Origin of the sequence: Streptomyces sp. NPDC001678 (assembly GCF_042892945.1) — a bacterium.
In the GTDB taxonomy this organism is placed as follows: Bacteria; Actinomycetota; Actinomycetes; order Streptomycetales; family Streptomycetaceae; genus Streptomyces.
The window spans coordinates 287880-305700 of the sequence record NZ_JBIAUP010000001.1 but is presented as its reverse complement, the minus strand read 5'-3'; the positions used below and the strand labels follow the sequence as shown (position 1 = coordinate 305700).

Here is a 17821-nt window from a genome sequence, read left to right as displayed (position 1 = left end):
CGCGCGGGGCGCGCCCTGGTTCGATGTGCCGGTGTTCGATCCCCAGGGGTTCGATGCGCGTGCATGGGCGTCCAGCCCCTCCCTTCGCCGGCATGACCCGGATCAGGTTCGTACGGTCGGAGGCCGTCCAGCCTCCCTCTCAGCCCGGTCCGCCCGGGCTCCCGCGAGTGCTTGCAGCTTGCCACCCTAGTACGGCCCGAGGACCGCCCGGAAGGGCGGCCGGGCACGGTCGGCGGCCCCGCGCCGCCCCCGTGCGGTGACGTTGTGTCAGAGGTCTCCTCACGCGGCGCTCCGGCGTACCGGGGCATCGGGCCTACAGTTGATCGTGTGAGCGAGGAGACGAACACCAGCAGTGACCGGCGCGTCGTGATCGTCGGCGCGGGGATGGCCGGGGTGCAGACCGCCATCGCCCTGCGCGAACAGGGCTGGACCGGCACCATCACCCTCCTGGGCGACGAGCCCCACCAGCCCTACGACCGGCCGCCCCTGTCCAAGTCCGTGCTGCTCGGCAAGGCCGAGGGCTCCGCCTTCGCCGTGGACTTCGACTCGCTCGGCATCGACCTGCGGCTCGGCCTCGCGGCCACCGGCCTGCGCGCCGCCGAGCACGTCCTGGACACCGCCGAGGGGCCCCTCGGCTACGACGTCCTGGTCGTCGCCACCGGCGCCGAGCCCATCGGCCTGCCCGGAGCCGGGGACCTGCCCGGCGTCCACGTCCTGCGCACCGTCGACGACGCCGAGCGGCTGCGCCCCGTCCTCGCCCGGCAGCAGGACATCGTCGCCGTCGGAGCGGGCTGGATCGGCGCCGAGTTCGCCACCGCCGCCCGGGAGGCGGGCTGCCGGGTGACGGTCGTCGAGGCCGCCGACCGGCCGCTCGCGGGCGCCATGCCCGCCGAGGTCGCCGCCCACATGGTCGACTGGTACGCCCACAGCGGCGCAAGGCTGCTGACCGGCGCCCGGGTCACGGCCGTCGAGCCCGGCGCTGTCGTCCTCGACGACGGCACCCGGCTGCCCGCCGACGCCGTCGTCGTCGGCATCGGGGCGCGCCCCGCCACGGGCTGGCTCGCGGGCTCGGGGATCGAGCTGGCGGCGGACCGCTCCGTCGTCACCGACGACCGCCTGCGCACCTCGCTGCCGGACGTCTACGCGGTCGGCGACTGCGCCTCCTTCCCCTCGGCCCGCTACGGCGAGCGGCTGCTGGTCCACCACTGGGACAACGCCCTCCAGGGCCCCCGGACCGTCGCCGAGAACATCGTCCACGGCCCCGAGGAGGGCTCGGTCTACGACCCGGTGCCGTACTTCTGGTCCGAGCAGTTCGGCCGGTTCGTGCAGTACGCGGGGCACCACGCGGCCGCCGACGAGCTCGTCTGGCGGGGCAACCCCGCAGGCTTGGCCTGGACGGTGTGCTGGCTGCGCTCGGGCGTCCTGGTGGCCCTGCTGGCCGTGGGGCGGCCGCGCGATCTGGCGCAGGGGCGCAAGCTCATCGAGAAGGGCGCGGTCCTGGACCGGGCCAGGGCGGCGGACGCGTCCGTTCCGCTGAAGGCCGCCGTGGTCTGAGGACGGTCCGTCGTCCGGGGCGGGCACGAGGCCGATCCGGGGGCCGGAGGAGGGCCGGCGGGGGGCCGGTGGGGTGGCCGGGGCCCGGCTCGGGTCAACCCGGCTACCGGCTGTCAGTCCCGGATGGCAGGCTTGTCCCGTGACCGAGATTGACGTGAAGATCGATGCGCTCGTACCCGCCTGGCTCAACCTCCCCGACATCGCGGAGATGCTGGGCATCGAGGTGACGCGTGTCCGGCAGCTGGTCAAGGAGGGCCAGCTGATCGCCGTGCGCCGGGGCGAGAACCGCGTGCTCATGGTGCCCGCCGCTTTCATCAGCGAGGGCAAGGTCGTCAAGGGCCTGGCCGGGACCCTGACGCTGCTGCGTGACGACGGCTTCAGCGACGAGGAGATGCTGGAGTGGCTGTTCACCGCCGACCCGACCCTGCCCGGCACCCCCGCGCAGGCGCTGAGCGAGAATCGTGGCACGGAGGTGAAGCGCCGCGCCCAGGCGCTCGCCGTCTGACCTGTCCTTAGCAAGCACCGCCTGAAGCACCGTCCGGTGTGCGGGCGCGGGGCCCTGCCCCGCGCCCGCACACCGCCCACCTGGGGGAGAAGCACCCGATGTCCGTCACCGCGCGCGAGCGGCTCGCCGAGGCCCGGCTGTATCTGTGCACCGACGCGCGCAAGCGCCAGGGCGACCTGCCGGAGTTCCTCGACGCGGTCCTCTCCTCCGGAGTGGACATCGTCCAGCTCCGCGACAAGGGCATGGAGGCCGGTGAGGAGCTGGAGCACCTCGCCGTCTTCGCCGAGGCCGCCCGTCGCCACGGCAAGCTCTTCGCGGTCAACGACCGCGCCGACGTCGCCCATGCCGCCGGCTCCGGCGTGCTCCACCTGGGCCAGGGCGATCTGCCCGTGCCCGCCGCCCGGGCGATCCTCGGCGACGAGGTCCTGATCGGCCACTCCACGCACGCCGAGGCCGAGGTGGCCGCCGCCGTCGCCGAGCCCGGCGTGGACTACTTCTGCACCGGCCCCTGCTGGCCCACGCCCACCAAGCCCGGCCGCCACGCCCCGGGCCTCTCCCTCGTCCGCTACGCGGCCTCCCTCGAGCCCGCCCGGCCGTGGTTCGCCATCGGCGGCATCGACGCGGGCAATCTGGAGCAGGTGCTGGAGGCGGGCGCGCGCCGCGTGGTCGTCGTCCGCGCCATCACCGAGGCGGACGACCCGGGCGAGGCCGCCGCGCGGCTCGCCGAGCGCGTCCGCGCCTACGACGTGTGACCACCGCTGTCCAAGGAGTGGGACAGATCATGGACATCCGTCGGATCAAACGGGCATAACACCATTCTTGGTTGGGGCGTCCACCGCACCGCTGGTTAACTTGCCGGTATGGCCCTTGGCACTGCCTCCACCAGGACAGACCACGCGCGCACCGTCCGTGAGCTGCTCGCCTCCGGCGAGCGCTCGTACTCGTTCGAGTTCGCCGCCCCCAGGACGGAGAAGGGCGAACGGACCCTGTGGGACGCCATCCGGCGGATCGAAGCCGTCGCTCCCACCTTCGTCTCCGTGACCTACGGCGCCGGCGGCTCCTCCCGTGAGGGCACGGTCCGCGCCACCGAGCGCATCGCCACCGACACCACCCTCACCCCCGTCGCCCATCTGACGGCCGTCAACCACTCGGTCGCCGAGCTGCGCAACGTCATCGGGCAGTACGCCGACGTGGGCATCCGCAACATGCTCGCGCTGCGCGGCGACCCGCCCGGCGACCCCATGGGCGAGTGGGTGCGCCACCCCGACGGCGTCCGCTACGCCGCCGAGCTCGTCCGGCTCATCAAGGAGTCCGGCGACTTCTGCGTGGGCGTCGCCGCCTTCCCCGAGATGCACCCCCGCTCCACGGACTGGGACTCGGACGTCCGTCATTTCGTGGACAAGTGCCGGGCGGGCGCCGACTTCGCCATCACCCAGATGTTCTTCCACCCGGAGGACTATCTGCGGCTGCGCGACCGGGTCGCGGCGGCCGGCTGCGACACCCCGATCATCCCGGAAATCATGCCGGTCACCAACGTGCGGCAGATCGAACGATTCGCTCAGCTCAGCAACGCGGCGTTCCCCTCGGAGCTCGCCGAACGGATCCTCGCGGTCAAGGACGACACGGCCGCTGTACGCTCAATCGGGATCGAGTACGCGACGGACCTGTGTGCTCGGTTGATGGCCGAGGAGATTCCCGGGTTGCATTTCATTACCCTGAACCACTCCACGGCCACGTTGGAGATCTACCAGAACCTGGGACTGCACCAGCGGTCCTGACGGCCGGCCGGCGACGGCGGCCGTACGAGAGGGGCGTTGGATGGGCTGGACGGTCCTCTACATCGCGTTCGGCGTCGTCGCGCTCTGGCTGCTCGCCGAGGTGCTGCTGCAGTACAAGGCGCGGCTGCGCTGGCGGCTGCTCGCCTTCACCGGCTTCCTCGGCGTGGTCGCCGGCGTGATCGTGCCGTCCGTGGTCGTCATCGTCATCGGCGCCCTCGCCTTCGGGGTGGGGCAGACCTTTGTGACGCTCTCCTTCCGGCGCGGCTTCTCCCGCGGCTGGGCCCTCCGCAAGGGCGCCGACGACGGCGACGGCGCCGGGCCGGCCGGTCCGGCACCGGCGAAGTCCCGGGCGGCCGGCGGCCGCGCCGCGCGCCGCCGCAAGGGCGGCGAGCGCGTCCCGGCTCCGGCCCCGGCCGGGCCCGCGCCGGCCGCCCCCGACATGACCCTGCCCGTCTCCGGCCCCGACGCCATGCCGACGGTCGCCGCCGGCGTGGCGGGCATGCCGGACCCGATGCCGGGCGTCCCCCACCAGCCGACCGCCGAACAGCCCCACCTCATGGGCCACGACGCCCCGGGCGGCGACGGCTTCGGCCCGTACGGCGGCACGCCCGCCCAGGGCGGCTACGACAACGGCGCCAACGGTGCCTTCGACAACGGCGCTTTCGACTACGGGCAGGCCCAGGGCCAGTACGCGGCCTACTCCGACCCGTACATCGGCAACCGTCCCCCGTCCTACGAGACGTACGACGCCTACGGTCAGCAGCAGTCCTACCCCCAGCAGCAGTACGGTGTCGGCGCCTACTCGGCGGGCGCGTACGCCCCCCAGCAGTACGACACGGACACCCCGCCCGGTGGAGTCTGGGTGCCGCAGCAGCGGGACACCGACACCCCGGGCACCCCGGCGGCCCCGGCCACCCCGCCCGAGCAGAACCCGCCGTACGGCCACGGGTACGACGAACAGCACTACCGCTACTGAGGCCGGGCCGAGGCCGGCCCCGGGCCCCGGCGTCCTACTGGGAGCCGCGCCAGTCGGCCCCGGAGACCACCAGGCCCGCGACCATCGCCCCCGACATCCCGGCGTGCGCCAGCCCGCCGCCGGGGTGGGCGAAGCCGCCCACCAGATGGAGCCCGGGCAGCCGCGTGAGATTGCCCGGGCGCAGGAACGCCCCCCGCGCACCGGCCAGTACGGGCGCGGGCACCCCGCCGCCCTCGGCCCCGGTCGTCGCCTCCGTGTCGGCGGGAGTGCGGACCCCGCGCCACAGCCGCCGCTCCGCGAGATCCGGGATCGCCGCCTTCGCGGCCTCGACCATCCGGTCCGCGAACTCCCTGGCGGTCGGCTTGTCACGCCAGTCGACGCGCCCGCCGTGCGGCGCGACCGTGGCCGTGAGGGTCACGGCCTCGTACCCGTCGGCGGGGACGGTCGCCGGGTCACCCGGCCGCAGGACGGTCACCGTCGGGCGGTAGGCGGGCGCGGCGGCGGTGCCGAAGACCGCGTCCAGCTCCGCCGCGCGGTCACCGCCGTGGACGACCGTACGGTGCGCGGTGCCCTCGGGGCGGGCGCCGGAGAGCGCCAGGAACACGCTGAACCTGCCCGGCGGCACGGGCGCCGAGGGCGCCGGCGCGGACTCCACCGCGCCCGGCGCGATGGCCGCCAGCCGGGCGGGGGAGACCCCGGCCACCACCACATCGGCCTCGGCCACGCTTCCGTCGGCCAGCCGCACCCCGGCCGCGCGCCCGTCCCTCTCCACGACGCCGACGACGCCGGAACCGAAGCGGAACTCCACGCGCCGCGCCAGGCACCGCTCGTACAGCGCGTCCGCGAGCGCGCGCATGCCGCCGGTCACGTACCAGCTGCCGAAGGTCTGCTCCATGTACGGCAGGACCGTCGCGCTCCCGGGCGCGTGGCGCGGGTCGAGCCCGTAGGCGAGGGCGTGGCTCTCCAGCAGGGCGATCAGACGCGGGTCCGTCAGCTCCCGTTCGGCGACGGAGGCGAGCGTCACCGGCACCGGGCGGCGGAACAGCCCCCTGCGGTGGGGCAGCGCCGGATAGGGATCCCGGCCCAGGGCCTCGGCGCGCTCCGCGCGCAGCGGCTCCTCCAGCAGCGGGCGGCGCGTCGCGTCCCACACCTCGCGCGCCCGGTTCACCAGCTCGCTCCACCGCTCGCCGGCGCCCGCGCCCACCGCCGCGTCGAGCGCGGCGACGACACCGGCCCGGGAGGCGTTGGGCAGCGTGAAGTCCGTACCGTCGGCGAAGAGATGGCGGCTCGCCGGGTCGACCTGGACGAGCCCGACGCTCTGCTCCAGCGACTCCTTGCCGGTCTTGACGAACAGATCGCGGTAGACGGCGGGCAGGTGGAGGAGGGTGGGGCCCGTGTCGAAGACGAAGCCGTCCCGGGTGAGCCGTTCGACGCCTCCGCCGTGCGTTTCCGCCCGCTCGTACACGGTCACGCCGTGGCCTGCGACGGCGAGCCGGGCGGCGGCTGCCATGGCGCCCATGCCCGCGCCGATTACTGCGATCCTTGCCATGGGGTCGACCCTATCTGGGGTTTCTTCAGGGGGCGGAGCCCCCGGACCCCTGGCCCTCAGACCCCGGACGGGCTGACTGCACGCCGCCGTTCGTGCCGCCGCTCGCGGCGGCGCCGCAGGAACGCCCGCACCCGCTTCCACAGGAACACCACCACCGCGATCCCCGCCGCCAGCAGCGTCCCCGCAACGACCGCCGCGGCCAGCGGGTGGAAGATCGCGAACACGATCAGGGCCGCGACGCCCAGGTCCTCCACCAGGCTCAGCACGATGTTGCTCGCCGGCTCCGGCGACGTATTGACCGCCATGCGTGTGCCCGCCTTCACCAGGTGGCTCAGCAGCGCGGCCGAGCCGCCCACCGCACCCGCCGCGAGCTCCGGCAGGGAGCCGTTCTGGCCGGCCAGCAGGGCGCCCACCACGCCTCCGGCGATGGGCCGGACGACGGTGTGGACCGCGTCCCAGACCGTGTCCACGTACGGGATCTTGTCGGCGACGGCCTCGCAGAGGAAGAGCACGCCCGCCACGATCAGGACGTCGGGGCGCTGGAGCGCCCCGGGCACGTCGTCGCTCACCCCCGTCGCACCGAGCAGACCGAGCAGGAGGACCACGGCATAGGCGTTGACACCGCTGGCCCAGCCGCTCGTGAACACCAAAGGAAGCACCGACACGCGGATGATCGTAACCGCCTTCCCCGGGGCGCCTGAGTACGCGTACTCAGGGGCGGAGATGAGTACGCGCGCGGATGGGGCGCACCCCGTCGGGGAGGAAGAGTGGTGGTCGCGGAAGGGGCCGCCGGAGCCGGCACCGCCGATACGGGGCGGCGGAACGGCGGACGGCGGACCCCGACGCGACCGGGGGAGACACGGGGGAGGCACGGGGGAACGCCGGCCCGGTGCGGACCGAGGGGGATCGGACCGCACCGGGCCGGCGGACGTTCGCGCGCTAGCGGCCGGCGCCGCTCACCCGCCCCTGCAGCAGCCGTGACAGCGCGGAGTGCACCTCGTCGATCGACCGTTCCGGCTGGAACGACTGCCAGTCCAGCGCCGCCACCAGCACCATGCCGAACAGCGCCGACGCCGTCAGCGGGATGTCCAGCTCCACGCTCAGCTCGCCCGCCGCGACCGCTTCCGTGAGGACGGACTCGATGACGGCGATCGCCTTGCGCCGCACCTGCGTCAGCGTCGACTGCCAGGCCCGGTTGGTGCGCCACAGCTCGGCCACGTAGAGCTGGGTGAGCGAGGGGTAGCGGGTGATGAAGTCCAGGCCCGCCCGGATCATGGCGTCCAGGGCGTCGACCCGGCTGCCGCCGCGCTCGGCGGTCTCGTCGGCGGCGGCCTGGAGGGAGTCGGTCAGCAGCTCGATGCCGTGCCGCAGCAGCTCCTCGAACAGCACGGTCTTGCTGGCGAAGTTGTAGTAGACCGTGCCCTTGGCGACGCCGGCGCGCTCGGCGATCTCGTCCACCGTGGTGGAGGAGAAACCCTGTTCGGCGATGAGGGTGACCGCTGCCTCGAAGAGCCTGCGTCGAGTGTTCTGCCGGCGCGTACCGCTGCTGTCCATGAGGGTGATTCTCCCTGTACCGGGCGTATTCGCGCTCACAGGCTCAGCTCCGGGTGGAGCCGGTCCACGGACCAGACCTGCTTGCCCCGCGCCGAGAGCGCCGTCAGGGCCAGGGCCGCGGCGGTGAAGGCCACGAGGACTCCGCACGCCTGCCAGACGGGGGCGAGCCCGCCGCCGGTGATGAGGTGGCGCAGCCCCTGGACGACGTAACTCATCGGCAGGAAGGGGTGGATCGCGTTGAAGAACCCGGGGCTGGTCTGCACCGGGTAGGTGCCGCCCGCCGAGGTCAGCTGGAGCATCAGCAGGGCGAGGACGAGGATGCGCCCGGCGGGCCCGAAGCGGGCGTTCAGCCACTGGACGACGGCCGCGAAACACGCGGTGACGAGGACGAGGAAGGCGGCCGTGCCCGCCGCCCGTTCCGGTCGCAGGCCCAGCGCCCAGTGGAGGACGGCGAGCAGCGCGGCCGCCTGGAGGACGCCGACGGCGACGACGGGAAGCCAGCCCGCGAGGGCGATCCGCCAGGCGGAGGCGCCGGCGGCCAGCGCGCGCCGGTTGAGGGGCTGGATCAGCATGTAGGCGACCATCGCGCCCACCCAGAGCGAGAGCGGGATGAAGTAGGGGGCGAATCCGGTGCCGTAGTCGGGGGCCTTGTGGAGCGCCTTGGAGGCCAGGGCGACCGGGTCCGCCATCACTTCGGTGCGGGCGTCGCGGTCCTTCTTGCCGTAGTCGGGGATCTTCGCGGCGCCGTCGTGGAGGCCGCCCGCGAGCCGGGTGGAGCCGTCGGACAGCTTGACCATGCCGCCCTGGAGCGTGTCCGCGCCCTCGCGCAGCCTGCCGATGCCGTCGTCGAGATCGGCGGCGCCCGTCCGGGCGGTGCCGAGCCCGTCGCGCAGCCGACCGGCGCCCGCGCCGATCCGGCCGGCGCCCTCGGCCACCTGCTGGGCGCCGTCGTTGAGGGCGTTGACCTTCCGTACGGCGCCGTCGATGTCCCGCGCCAGGTGCGGGGCCTCGTCGGCGAGCCGTTCGGCGGAGGCGCGCAGGGCGTCCAGCCGGCCGGGGAGCCGGTCGAGCGCGCCGTCCTCGTTCCGCATGAGCGCGTCGAGCTTCTCGGCGCCCTCGGCCGACTGCCGCGCGGCGAACACGGCCTTCTTCAGGGCCGGGCAGAAGTCCCCTGTCGTGCCGGTGCCGGTGCCGGTGCCGGGCGCGGGCCCGGCGCACAGCCTGTCGTAGGCGGCGGACAGGTCGTCCGCGCCGCGCCTGCCGGCCCTGGCGAGCGGGCCAGTGACGGCGGGGGAGGGGAGGTCGGCCAGGTGCTCGCGGACGGTCCGCGCCTCGCGGGCGACGCCGCGGGCGGCCTCCCCGATCTCGCCCGCGTGCTCCTTGACGAACGCGCCCTCCTTGCCCGCGACGCCGTTCACCTTGTCGGCCAGCTGCCGGGTGCCGTCCGCCACCCGCGCGGCGCCGGTGGCCAGTTGCCGCGCGGCGGAGTCCAGGGTGCCCGCGCCGGCGTGGAGCCGGTCCACGCCCTGCTCCAGCTCGCCGCTGCCGTGCCGGGCGCGGGTCAGGCCGTCCTTGAGGTCCCCGGCGCCCTTGCGGGCCTCGCCGATGCCCTCGCCGAGCCGGTCGGCGCCCTTCGCCGCCTCCTCCGTCTTTCCGTGGAGGCCGGAGAAGGAGACGAAGATCTTGTCGTAGAAGGAACGCGACGTCCTGCGGGACGCGGCCGCGCGGACCTCGGAGAAGACCGATCGGGAGATCTGGCCGACGATGTAGTTGTTCGCGTCGTTCGTACGGACCTGGAGCGCGCCGGTCACGGGGGAGTCGCCCGAACTGGAGGCGAGCTGCTCGCTGAAGTCGGCCGGGATGGTCAACGACAGGTAGTACGTCCCCTTCTCGACCCCTTCGCGGGCCTTGTCGGCGCTCGTCTCGTGCCACTGGAAGGACTTGGAGTCGCGCAGGCCCTTGACGATCGAGTCGCCCGCCGCCAGCCGCTGCCCGTCCACGGTCGTGCCCCGGTCGGCGTTGACCAGCGCCACCGGCACCTTGTCGAGCCGCCCGTAGGGGTCCCAGAAGGACCACAGGTACAACGCGCCGTAGAGGAGGGGCAGCAGGAGGAGGGCGACGAGCGCGGCGCGCGGCAGCCGGCCCCTCCCGAATCGTTTCAGCTCAAGGACGGCCAGTTTCGGCGAGCGCATCCGCCGCTCCCTTCGGGGCCTGGGACGGGGCCTGTGACGGGGCCTGGGACATGGCCTGGGGCATGGCCGGGGCGGTACGGACGACCACCGCGTCACCCGGCGGCGCCTCCGCGCACACCGCGAGCACGGTCGTACCGGCCCCGGCGAGCGAGCGCAGCAGCGCCCATGCCCGGTCGCGTTCGGCGGCCGTGAGCTTGAGGTCGGTGTCGTCCACCGCGACGAGCCGGGGCGCGCCGACGAGCGCGAGGGCCAGCGCCAGCCGCAGCGCCTCCAGCCGCCCCAGGTCCCGCACGGGTGTGCCGGCGCCCTTGGGCAGCGCGGACACGTCCAGCCCGGCGGACATGAGCACGGCCTCGGTACGGGCCGCCTCCCGCGCCGCCTTCTCCTCCCCGGTGCGGAACAGTGCCCCGGTGCGGAACAGCGTGCCGGTGCGGAACAGTGCGCCGGGCGGGGCGCCGAACCTCCGCTGCAGCAGCGCCCGTTCGCGCAGGTGCTCGCCGACGGTCAGGGAGCCGTCGAGCTCGGCGACGCCCGGGACGTGCGCGAGGGCGCTCACGCGCCGGACGGCCGCCATCCGCCGGGGCAGGGCCAGACCCGCGACCTCGGCGCGTCCGGCGGACGGCCGCATACGGCCGGTGAGAGTGAGCAGGAGACAGGTGCGGCCCGAGCCGGAGGGGCCCACGACCGCCACCAGCGAACCGGGTGGCGCGTCGACGTCCACCGCGCGGAACGCCCAGCCGCGCGGCCCCCGGACGCCGAGGCCCTCCGCCGCGATCGCGGCTCCGTTCGGAGTGCCGTCCACAGGACCTCCAGACAACCTTGGACTGACCGGTCAGTGCAAAAGTATGGCGGATCGCTCCCCTCCGCCGTCAACCCCGCTCTTCCGCCGTCGAGTTCACGCAGGTCGTGGCTGGTTCGCAGGGGTACGCGAGGGCGCGTGGCGAGAGGTGCGGGGCCGTGGGCCCCGGCCCATTAGGCTGGTGCCGCCCGACGTCAGTCACCCGCCGAGGAGTCACCCGCCGTGTCAGACCCGCTGCGCCCCCGGGCGTCCCTCCGTACCGCCGTGGTCTGGGATGTCCTGAAGGACGCCCTCGACCGCCGGGTCAAGGCCGCCGGCCGGGAGGCCCTGGAGATCCTCGACACCGGTGGCGGCTCCGGCAAGTTCGCGGTGCCGCTCGCCCGGCTCGGACACCACGTCACCGTCGTCGACCCCAGCCCCAACGCGCTGTTCGCGCTGGAGCGCAGGGCCGCCGAGGCCGGGGTCGCCGAGCGGGTGCGCGGTGTCCAGGGCGACGCCCACGGCCTGTTCGACGTCGTCGACCGCGGCGGCTTCGACGTCGTGCTCTGCCACGGCGTGCTGGAGTACGTCGAGGACCCCGCCGACAGTGTCCGCAACGTCGTCGCGGCGCTCCGCCCGGGCGGCACCCTCAGCCTGCTCGCCGCCGGCCTCGGCGGCGCCGTGCTCGCCCGCGCCCTCGCCGGGCACTTCACCGAGGCCCACCAGGCCCTCGCCGACCCCTCCGGCCACTGGGGCGCCGGCGACCCGGTCACCCGCCGCTTCACCGCCGAGCAGCTCTCCGGCCTCGTCGGCGACGCGGGCCTGGAGGTCTCCGCGGTGCACGGCGTGCGCGTCTTCGCCGACTTGGTGCCCGGCGTGCTCGTCGACCACGAGCCCGGCGCGCTGGACGCCCTGCTGCGACTGGAGGCCGCCGCCGCCGAACTGCCGGCCTTCCACTCCATCGCCACGCAGCTGCACGTCCTGGCCGAGCGGGACTGACTCCACCCCTCGGGCGGACCCCACCCGATCAGCTCGTTCGCCCCGTATGATCGGGGGACACCGTCCGGCATGGCCGATCGGCAGGCAGGGAATGTACGTCCCGACGGCATCGATCGCCACACCGGGGCCGGTGGCCGAATTGGCGCAGAGGGGCGGGTTTCACGGGGGCGATTCCCTGCCTATCCTGAAAGGGTCGCACCCGGTCGCCCCCCGCGACCGACGAGTAGGAGGACTCCGTGCCGCTCTCGGAGCACGAGCAGCGCATGCTCGAGCAGATGGAGCGAGCGCTGTACGCCGAAGATCCCAAGTTCGCCACGGCGCTCGAGGGCAGCGGCCTGCGCACGTACACCCGGCGACGGGTCTACCAGGCGGTCGCGGGTTTTCTGGTGGGCATCGCGCTCCTCATGGCCGGAATGGTCACCCAGCGGATCTGGATCAGCGTGGCGGGCTTCCTCGTCATGCTGGGCTGCGCGGTCCTCGCGGTGACGGGGTGGCGCAAGGCGCCCAGGCCCGGTGTCCGGCGCGTCGGCGGGCCCGGCGGGCCCGCCGGTATGGCACGGCGGCCGGTCGGCCGCCGGCGCGGCATGATGGACCGCATCGAACAGCGGTGGCAGCGACGACGGGATGAGCAGGGGCACTAGCCTGCTCTGTCTTTACACGTGACATGTGGGGCCAGGACGGACGTCCTGGCCCCACATGTATCCGGGGGCCGGTCTCAGCCCGTCCGGCGCTCGGGAACGGCCCGCCGCAGCCGCGCCCCGGCCCTAGCCCGGGCCGTCCCGCACGCCCAGACGATCCGCACCGCCGACCGCGGCGCCACGACGGCCCGCATCCGCGCCCAGCGCCCCGCCGAGGCCCGCAGGCCCGCCCGGGCGGCCTCGACATCGGCGCCGGCCGCCGCCTCGGCCGGCGGGGGCGACGGGGCGTAGAGCGCTTGCTCGACCGCCGTCGCCAGCCGCCCCACCGCCTCCGCGGGCGGCCCGGCCAGCCGCGCGTCCCGGACGATGCGGGCCGCCGCCATCCTGGGGGTCAGGGAGTCGTCCGGCGGGATGCCGTAGTCCCACGCGGAGTCGGTCAGCTCGCGCCAGGCGGCCAGCGGGCGCGGGCCGGCCCGGCCGTCGAGCCGCCGGGCGCGGGCCCGTCTGCGCCACAGGTGGGGCAGCGCGGGCAGCAGCAGGGCGGCCAGCGCGGCCACGAGGACGCCGGCCAGGGCGAGCGGCGACGTACCGCCGGAGACCTCGGCGGTCTCCGCCCGCTGGACGGCGCCGGGGCAGCCGTCGAGCTTCTTCAGCTCGGGCGGGCAGCCGCCGTTCGCCGAGGGCGCCGGCTGCGGCGCCCTGGTCCGGCCGGGCTCCGGGGCCGGGACGCCCGGGTCGGGGGCGGAAGGAGCCTGCGCGACCGTGTACTCGGGCGGGGTGCCACGGCTCGGCGTGGGCTCGAACCGCGTCCACCCGGCGCCCTCGAAATACAGCTCGGGCCAGGCGTGGGCGTCCTTGGTGCCGACCGACACCGTGCCGTCCGGCTGCGGGGTGCCCGGGGTGAAGCCGACCGCCACGCGCGCGGGGATGCCCAGCGTCCTCGCCATGGCGGCCATGGCGAAGGAGAAGTGGACGCAGAAGCCCTGCTTCTCCTCCAGGAAGCGCGCCATGGCGTCGGGGCCGCTGCCCGAACGCACCTCCGTGTCATAGCGGAAGCCACCGCTCGCGGCGAACCAGTCCTGGAGCTTCACCGCCTGCTGGTAGGAGTCGGTGGCCCCGGCGGTCACCTTCCGGGCCGTGTCCGCCACGACCTTGGGCATCACGGAGGGCACCCGTGTGTATTCGCGCAGCAGTTGCTCCGGGGGCGCGGGCGCGGCCGCGAGCTGAGCGGACGTCGGCTCCACGAGCAGCCCCGACACCTGGTAGCGCACGCCTCGCGTGGTCTGGCCGTGGTCGCCGACCAGCGCCCGGCCCTCCGGCTCGTACCGCCACTGGCCCGGGACCCGCACCCGCTCGGCCGGATACGGCAGGGGCAGATAGTTCTGGCCGTAGCCGTCGGAGGCCGCGACGGAGACGCCGATCCGGGTCGTACGGACCCCGGCGGCCAGGCCGGCGGGGGTGGGCAGCGGGTCGGGCACATCGGTGATGCGCCGCTCGGAGGCGCGCCATGACGCACCGTCGAACCGGTCGAGGGCGACGATGCGCAGGTACAGGTCCTGGACGGACGGCGCGGACGTGCGGTAGCGCAGCAGCTCCCGGTTCTCCGGCTGGTTGAGGCTGTTCTGGAGCGACACCAGCGGGTTGACCGCGGAGATGGTGCCGCCCCCGGAGCCGGGGCCCTCGCCCGTGCCGCGCGCGGCCAGCAGCCCGCCGTCGATCGAGGGCAGCGCGACCGGGAGCGCCAGGGCGAGCCCCAGTGCGAGCGCCCCGATGCGCCGCCCGGTGCGCACCGGGGCCAGGGCCGGGCCGCCGCCCGCCGCGAGGCCCGCGGCGGCGCCCGGCGGGGCGCCGCCGAACACTCTGCCCCAGCGCGCGAGCCGGTCCCGGCCCTCGGCCAGGAGCAGCAGCAGATAGCCGGCCGCCGCCGCGAGGAACCACAGCCAGTCCGCGCTGCCCTTGGACAGCCCGGCGCCGACCGAGTAGAGCGCGAGCAGGGGCAGGCCCGCCGGGGCGGCGCCGCGGAAGGTGACCGCCAGGGCGTCCACCACCAGCCCGACCAGCAGGACGCCGCCGATCAGCAGCAGCCGGATGGCCGGCGTCGCGGGCGCGGGGATGGCGTACTGCCCGACGTCGGACACGCCCTGCCGCAGCAGTCGGCCGAATTCCTCGAAGGCGTCGGGGCCCGGCAGCACCCCGCCGAGGGCCCGTTCGCGGGCGAAGACGAGCGTGAGCAGCAGCAGGGCCACCAGGGCCTGCGCCGCGACCGTCAGCCACCGGGCCAGCGGCACCCGGCGGGCCGCCACGCCGACCGCCGTCTGGACGCACAGCAGGAGCGCGGCCTGGAGGATCCAGACGGTCCGGACGACCAGGGGCAGCATCGCGCAGGCCGCCCCCAGCGTGGCCAGCACCCCGCAAACCGCCAACCGCACCCGCCCGCTCACCCCGGGCCCCCCGCCGCCCGCCCACCGGCTCCGCCGCCGGGCTTCACCTCACCACGCACCGGGCCCGCGCCCGTGGCGCCCGCCGGGCCCGCGCCGTCGACCCCGGATGGCTTGCCGCCGGGCATCGCGGCGCCGACCGCGCCGGGCGCGCCCGCGCCCGCCGCGCCGGCATCCGCCGCCTTTGGTGCTCCGCCACCGGCCGTCGTGCCGCCCGGCACGCCGTACGCGCCCGCGAGGTACGGGCCGCCCTGCCCGCCGCCCGCGGGGCCCGGCGCGGCCGCCAGCCGCCACAGGTCGGGCAGCGCCGTGCCCGGGGCGACGGGCAGGGCCGTCCAGCCCGCGTCGCGCAGTACACGCAGCCGCTCGTCGGCCGCGCGCCGGGCCGGGGCGGCCTCGGGGGCGCCCGCCCAGGCGGCCGCGTCCAGGACGAAGGCGACCGCCGTGCCGCCGCGTGGGCGCATCCGGGCGGCCAGCACGGCCTGTGTCTCGTCCAGGTCGCCGAGGAACGCCACCAGCAGGCCCTCCCCGCCGGCGCCGCGCAGCGCCTCGTGGGCGGGGGACAGGTCGGTGCCCTCGGAATGGTCGATCACGGCGAGGGCGTCCAGCATCAGGCCGGCGGCGCCGGACGGGTCGGGGGAGGCGCTCGCGTAGCCGCCGGGGGCGTCGTGGCCCGGCAGTGAGCTGCCCGTGTCGGTCAGCAGCCGCAGGGTGAAGCCCCGCTCCAGCAGGTGCGACGCCACCGAGGCCGCCCCCGAGACGGCCCACTCGAAGGGGGAGTCGGGCCCGGCGCCCTCGTAGCCGACGGCCCGGGTGTCCAGCAGCACCGTGCAGTGCGCGCGCCGCGGCCGCTCCTCGCGGCGCACCATCAGCTCGCCGTAGCGGGCGGTGGAGCGCCAGTGGACCCGGCGCAGATCGTCGCCGTGCCGGTAGCCACGCGGAATGACGTCGTCCTCCCCGGCGAGGGCGAGGACGCGGTACCGGCCGTCGCCGTGGCCCGCCGCCTCGCCGCCCAGGCGCACCGGCGGTAGCCGGTCGACGCGCGGCACGACCGTCAGGGTGTCGTACGCGCTGAAGCCCCGGGTCAGCTCGCACATCCCGAACGGGTCCGTCAGCCGCAGCTGGAGCGGGCCCAGGGGGTAGCGGCCGCGCAGCTCGGCGCGGACCCGGTAGGAGACCTCGCGCCGCCCGCCCGGCTCCATCCGGTCCAGCACGAAGCGGGGGCGCGGGCCCAGCACGTAGGGCACCCGGTCCTGGAGCATCAGCAGGCCCGTGGGGAGCCGCGAGACATTGTCGACGCGCAGGCTCACCCGGGCCTCGGCGGAGGCGGGCACCCGCGCGGGCGCGAGACGGCGGCTGCCGGTGACCCGGTGCCGGGTGAGGTGGAGCACCACCACGCACACCACGGGCAGCACGGCCAGCAGCAGCCCCACCCGCAGCAGATTCTCCTGGCCCAGCACATAGGCGCAGGCCGCCGCGGCCACGCCCGCCGCCAGGAAGGAGCGCCCCCGGGTGGTCAGCCCGCCGAACGCCGCCCACAGCCCGCCGCGCGCCTCGCCGTCGCGCGCCTCCCTGTCACGGGCCTCCCCGCCGCGCGCCTCCCCGTCGTCGGGCGGGCCGCCCGGGGCGGGCATCACAGCCGCCGGGCGCCCGGCTGCTGCTGGCCGAACGGGTCGGGCAGCGGGGTGCGCCGCAGGATGTCCACGACGATCTGCTCGGCGGTGCGCCGGCCGAGCTGGGCCTGCGCCGTGGGCAGCAGCCGGTGGGCGAGCACCGGCACCGCCAGCGCCCGGACGTCGTCGGGCAGGGCGAACTCCCGCCCGGCCAGCGCGGCCGCGGCCTTCGCCGCCCGGAGCAGATGCAGTGTCGCGCGCGGCGACGCGCCGAGTCTGAGCTCGGGGTGCTGCCGGGTGGCGCCGACCACGTCCACCGCGTAGCGCAGCACGGACTCGGTGACGTGCACGGCGCGGACCGCGTCGATCAGCTTGGCGATCTCGTGAGCGTGGGCGACGGGCTGGAGGTCGTCCAGCGGGGAGAGCCCGCCGTGGGTGGTCAGCATCCGCAGCTCGGCCTCGGGGCCCGGATAGCCGATGGACACCCGGGCCATGAAGCGGTCGCGCTGGGCCTCGGGCAGCGGGTACGTGCCCTCCATCTCGACCGGGTTCTGCGTGGCCACGACCATGAAGGGGCTGGGCAGCTCATAGGTGTGCCCGTCGATGGTGACCTGGCGCTCCTCCATCGACTCCAGCAGCGCCGACTGCGTCTTGGGCGAGGCGCGGTTGATCTCGTCGCCGATGACGATCTGCGCGAAGATCGCGCCGGGCTTGAACTCGAAGTCGCGGCGCTGCTGGTCGTAGACGCTCACGCCGGTGATGTCGGAGGGCAGCAGGTCGGGGGTGAACTGGATGCGCCGCACCGAGCAGTCGACGGACCGCGCCAGCGCCTTGGCGAGCATCGTCTTGCCCACGCCCGGCACGTCCTCGATCAGCAGGTGCCCCTCGGCGAGCAGCACGGTCAGCGCCAGCCGCACGACCTCCGGCTTGCCCTCGATCACGCTCTCCACCGAGCGGCGCACCCGCTCCGCGGTGGCGGTCAGCCCCGCCGCTCCCCCCGGCTCCGCCGGAGCGGGCGGACTCCCATGGCTGGCTCGCTCGTCATAGGTCGTCACCCGGCCCTCCTCGGCCCTTCACCAGGGCCGGGGGCCCGCCGGAACCTCCGGCGGCGCACGGCCCGGCCCACCCCGCTGTGGCACCCGGGGCCGTGTGGCGGCCGGGCGTCCCTACGCATTCTGGCCGCCCGCACGGCGTGGCGTCACCGCCTGTGGACAACTGGTGCGGCGCGCGCCGCACCAGTTGTCCAC

The 17821-nt window shown here is 75.2% G+C and carries 15 protein-coding genes and 1 riboswitch; of the genes, 7 read left to right on the top strand and 8 right to left on the bottom strand.

Annotated features, from left to right (window positions below; genetic code table 11):
- Nucleotides 1–62: 62 nt before the first annotated feature.
- Nucleotides 63–175: riboswitch (TPP riboswitch) on the bottom strand.
- Between the two features lie 152 nt (nt 176–327).
- The 5 genes from ACFYZR_RS01355 to ACFYZR_RS01335 all read left to right on the top strand — a co-directional run bounded on the left by ACFYZR_RS01355 (nt 328) and on the right by ACFYZR_RS01335 (nt 4813).
- Nucleotides 328–1554 carry an NAD(P)/FAD-dependent oxidoreductase gene (locus tag ACFYZR_RS01355; RefSeq protein ID WP_391903223.1) on the top strand — a complete coding sequence of 409 codons (1227 nt, stop codon included), beginning with the start codon at nt 328–330 and terminating at the stop codon, nt 1552–1554.
- Between the two features lie 139 nt (nt 1555–1693).
- Complete coding sequence (locus tag ACFYZR_RS01350) at nt 1694–2059, top strand: Rv2175c family DNA-binding protein (protein ID WP_229356771.1); 366 nt, start codon at nt 1694–1696, stop codon at nt 2057–2059.
- 98 nt (nt 2060–2157) lie between these two features.
- Complete coding sequence (gene thiE, locus ACFYZR_RS01345; protein ID WP_391903218.1) at nt 2158–2811, top strand: thiamine phosphate synthase; 654 nt, start codon at nt 2158–2160, stop codon at nt 2809–2811.
- A gap of 108 nt (nt 2812–2919) precedes the next feature.
- Nucleotides 2920–3837 carry a methylenetetrahydrofolate reductase [NAD(P)H] gene (metF, locus tag ACFYZR_RS01340; RefSeq protein ID WP_391903215.1) on the top strand — a complete coding sequence of 306 codons (918 nt, stop codon included), beginning with the start codon at nt 2920–2922 and terminating at the stop codon, nt 3835–3837.
- 40 nt (nt 3838–3877) lie between these two features.
- Nucleotides 3878–4813 carry a hypothetical protein gene (locus tag ACFYZR_RS01335; RefSeq protein WP_391903211.1) on the top strand — a complete coding sequence of 312 codons (936 nt, stop codon included), beginning with the start codon at nt 3878–3880 and terminating at the stop codon, nt 4811–4813.
- A gap of 34 nt (nt 4814–4847) precedes the next feature.
- On the opposite strand, the gene ACFYZR_RS01330 is transcribed toward ACFYZR_RS01335, so the two are convergent.
- The 5 genes from ACFYZR_RS01330 to ACFYZR_RS01310 form a co-directional block, all read right to left on the bottom strand.
- Nucleotides 4848–6362 carry a phytoene desaturase family protein gene (locus ACFYZR_RS01330; RefSeq protein ID WP_391903208.1) on the bottom strand — a complete coding sequence of 505 codons (1515 nt, stop codon included), beginning with the start codon at nt 6360–6362 and terminating at the stop codon, nt 4848–4850.
- Between the two features lie 56 nt (nt 6363–6418).
- Nucleotides 6419–7027: a DUF4126 domain-containing protein gene (locus tag ACFYZR_RS01325; RefSeq protein WP_391903205.1), complete on the bottom strand. Its 609-nt coding sequence runs from the start codon at nt 7025–7027 to the stop codon at nt 6419–6421.
- A 274-nt stretch (nt 7028–7301) separates the two neighbouring features.
- Nucleotides 7302–7916: a TetR/AcrR family transcriptional regulator gene (locus ACFYZR_RS01320; protein WP_391903202.1), complete on the bottom strand. Its 615-nt coding sequence runs from the start codon at nt 7914–7916 to the stop codon at nt 7302–7304.
- A gap of 35 nt (nt 7917–7951) precedes the next feature.
- On the bottom strand, nt 7952–10108 hold the full coding sequence (locus tag ACFYZR_RS01315; protein WP_391903199.1) for a YhgE/Pip family protein: 2157 nt from the start codon (nt 10106–10108) through the stop codon (nt 7952–7954).
- The gene (locus ACFYZR_RS01310) at nt 10080–10910 is read right to left on the bottom strand and encodes an ATP-binding cassette domain-containing protein (protein ID WP_391903196.1); all 831 of its coding nucleotides are present in this window, start codon (nt 10908–10910) and stop codon (nt 10080–10082) included. The genes ACFYZR_RS01315 and ACFYZR_RS01310 overlap by 29 nt, the downstream gene beginning before the upstream one ends.
- Nucleotides 10911–11129: 219 nt before the next feature.
- On the opposite strand from ACFYZR_RS01310, the gene ACFYZR_RS01305 reads away from it, so the two are divergent.
- Together ACFYZR_RS01305 and ACFYZR_RS01300 are read left to right on the top strand one after the other, a co-directional pair.
- The gene (locus ACFYZR_RS01305) at nt 11130–11885 is read left to right on the top strand and encodes a methyltransferase (protein ID WP_391903193.1); all 756 of its coding nucleotides are present in this window, start codon (nt 11130–11132) and stop codon (nt 11883–11885) included.
- A 236-nt stretch (nt 11886–12121) separates the two neighbouring features.
- On the top strand, nt 12122–12526 hold the full coding sequence (locus tag ACFYZR_RS01300; protein ID WP_311614316.1) for a DUF3040 domain-containing protein: 405 nt from the start codon (nt 12122–12124) through the stop codon (nt 12524–12526).
- A gap of 74 nt (nt 12527–12600) precedes the next feature.
- Here the strand turns inward: ACFYZR_RS01300 and ACFYZR_RS01295 are convergent, their stop codons facing one another.
- Genes ACFYZR_RS01295 through ACFYZR_RS01285 form a run of 3 tightly spaced genes read right to left on the bottom strand, consistent with a single transcriptional unit; the run spans nt 12601 to nt 17629 of the window.
- Nucleotides 12601–14964 carry a DUF3488 and DUF4129 domain-containing transglutaminase family protein gene (locus ACFYZR_RS01295; protein ID WP_391903189.1) on the bottom strand — a complete coding sequence of 788 codons (2364 nt, stop codon included), beginning with the start codon at nt 14962–14964 and terminating at the stop codon, nt 12601–12603.
- Entirely contained in the window at nt 14961–16595 is a 1635-nt protein-coding gene (locus ACFYZR_RS01290) for a DUF58 domain-containing protein (protein ID WP_391903186.1), read from the bottom strand. Before ACFYZR_RS01290 ends, ACFYZR_RS01295 begins: the two co-directional genes overlap by 4 nt.
- Nucleotides 16595–17629, bottom strand: coding sequence for an AAA family ATPase (locus tag ACFYZR_RS01285; RefSeq protein WP_391903183.1), 1035 nt, complete (start codon nt 17627–17629; stop codon nt 16595–16597). The genes ACFYZR_RS01290 and ACFYZR_RS01285 overlap by 1 nt, the downstream gene beginning before the upstream one ends.
- Between the last annotated feature and the right edge of the window lie 192 nt (nt 17630–17821).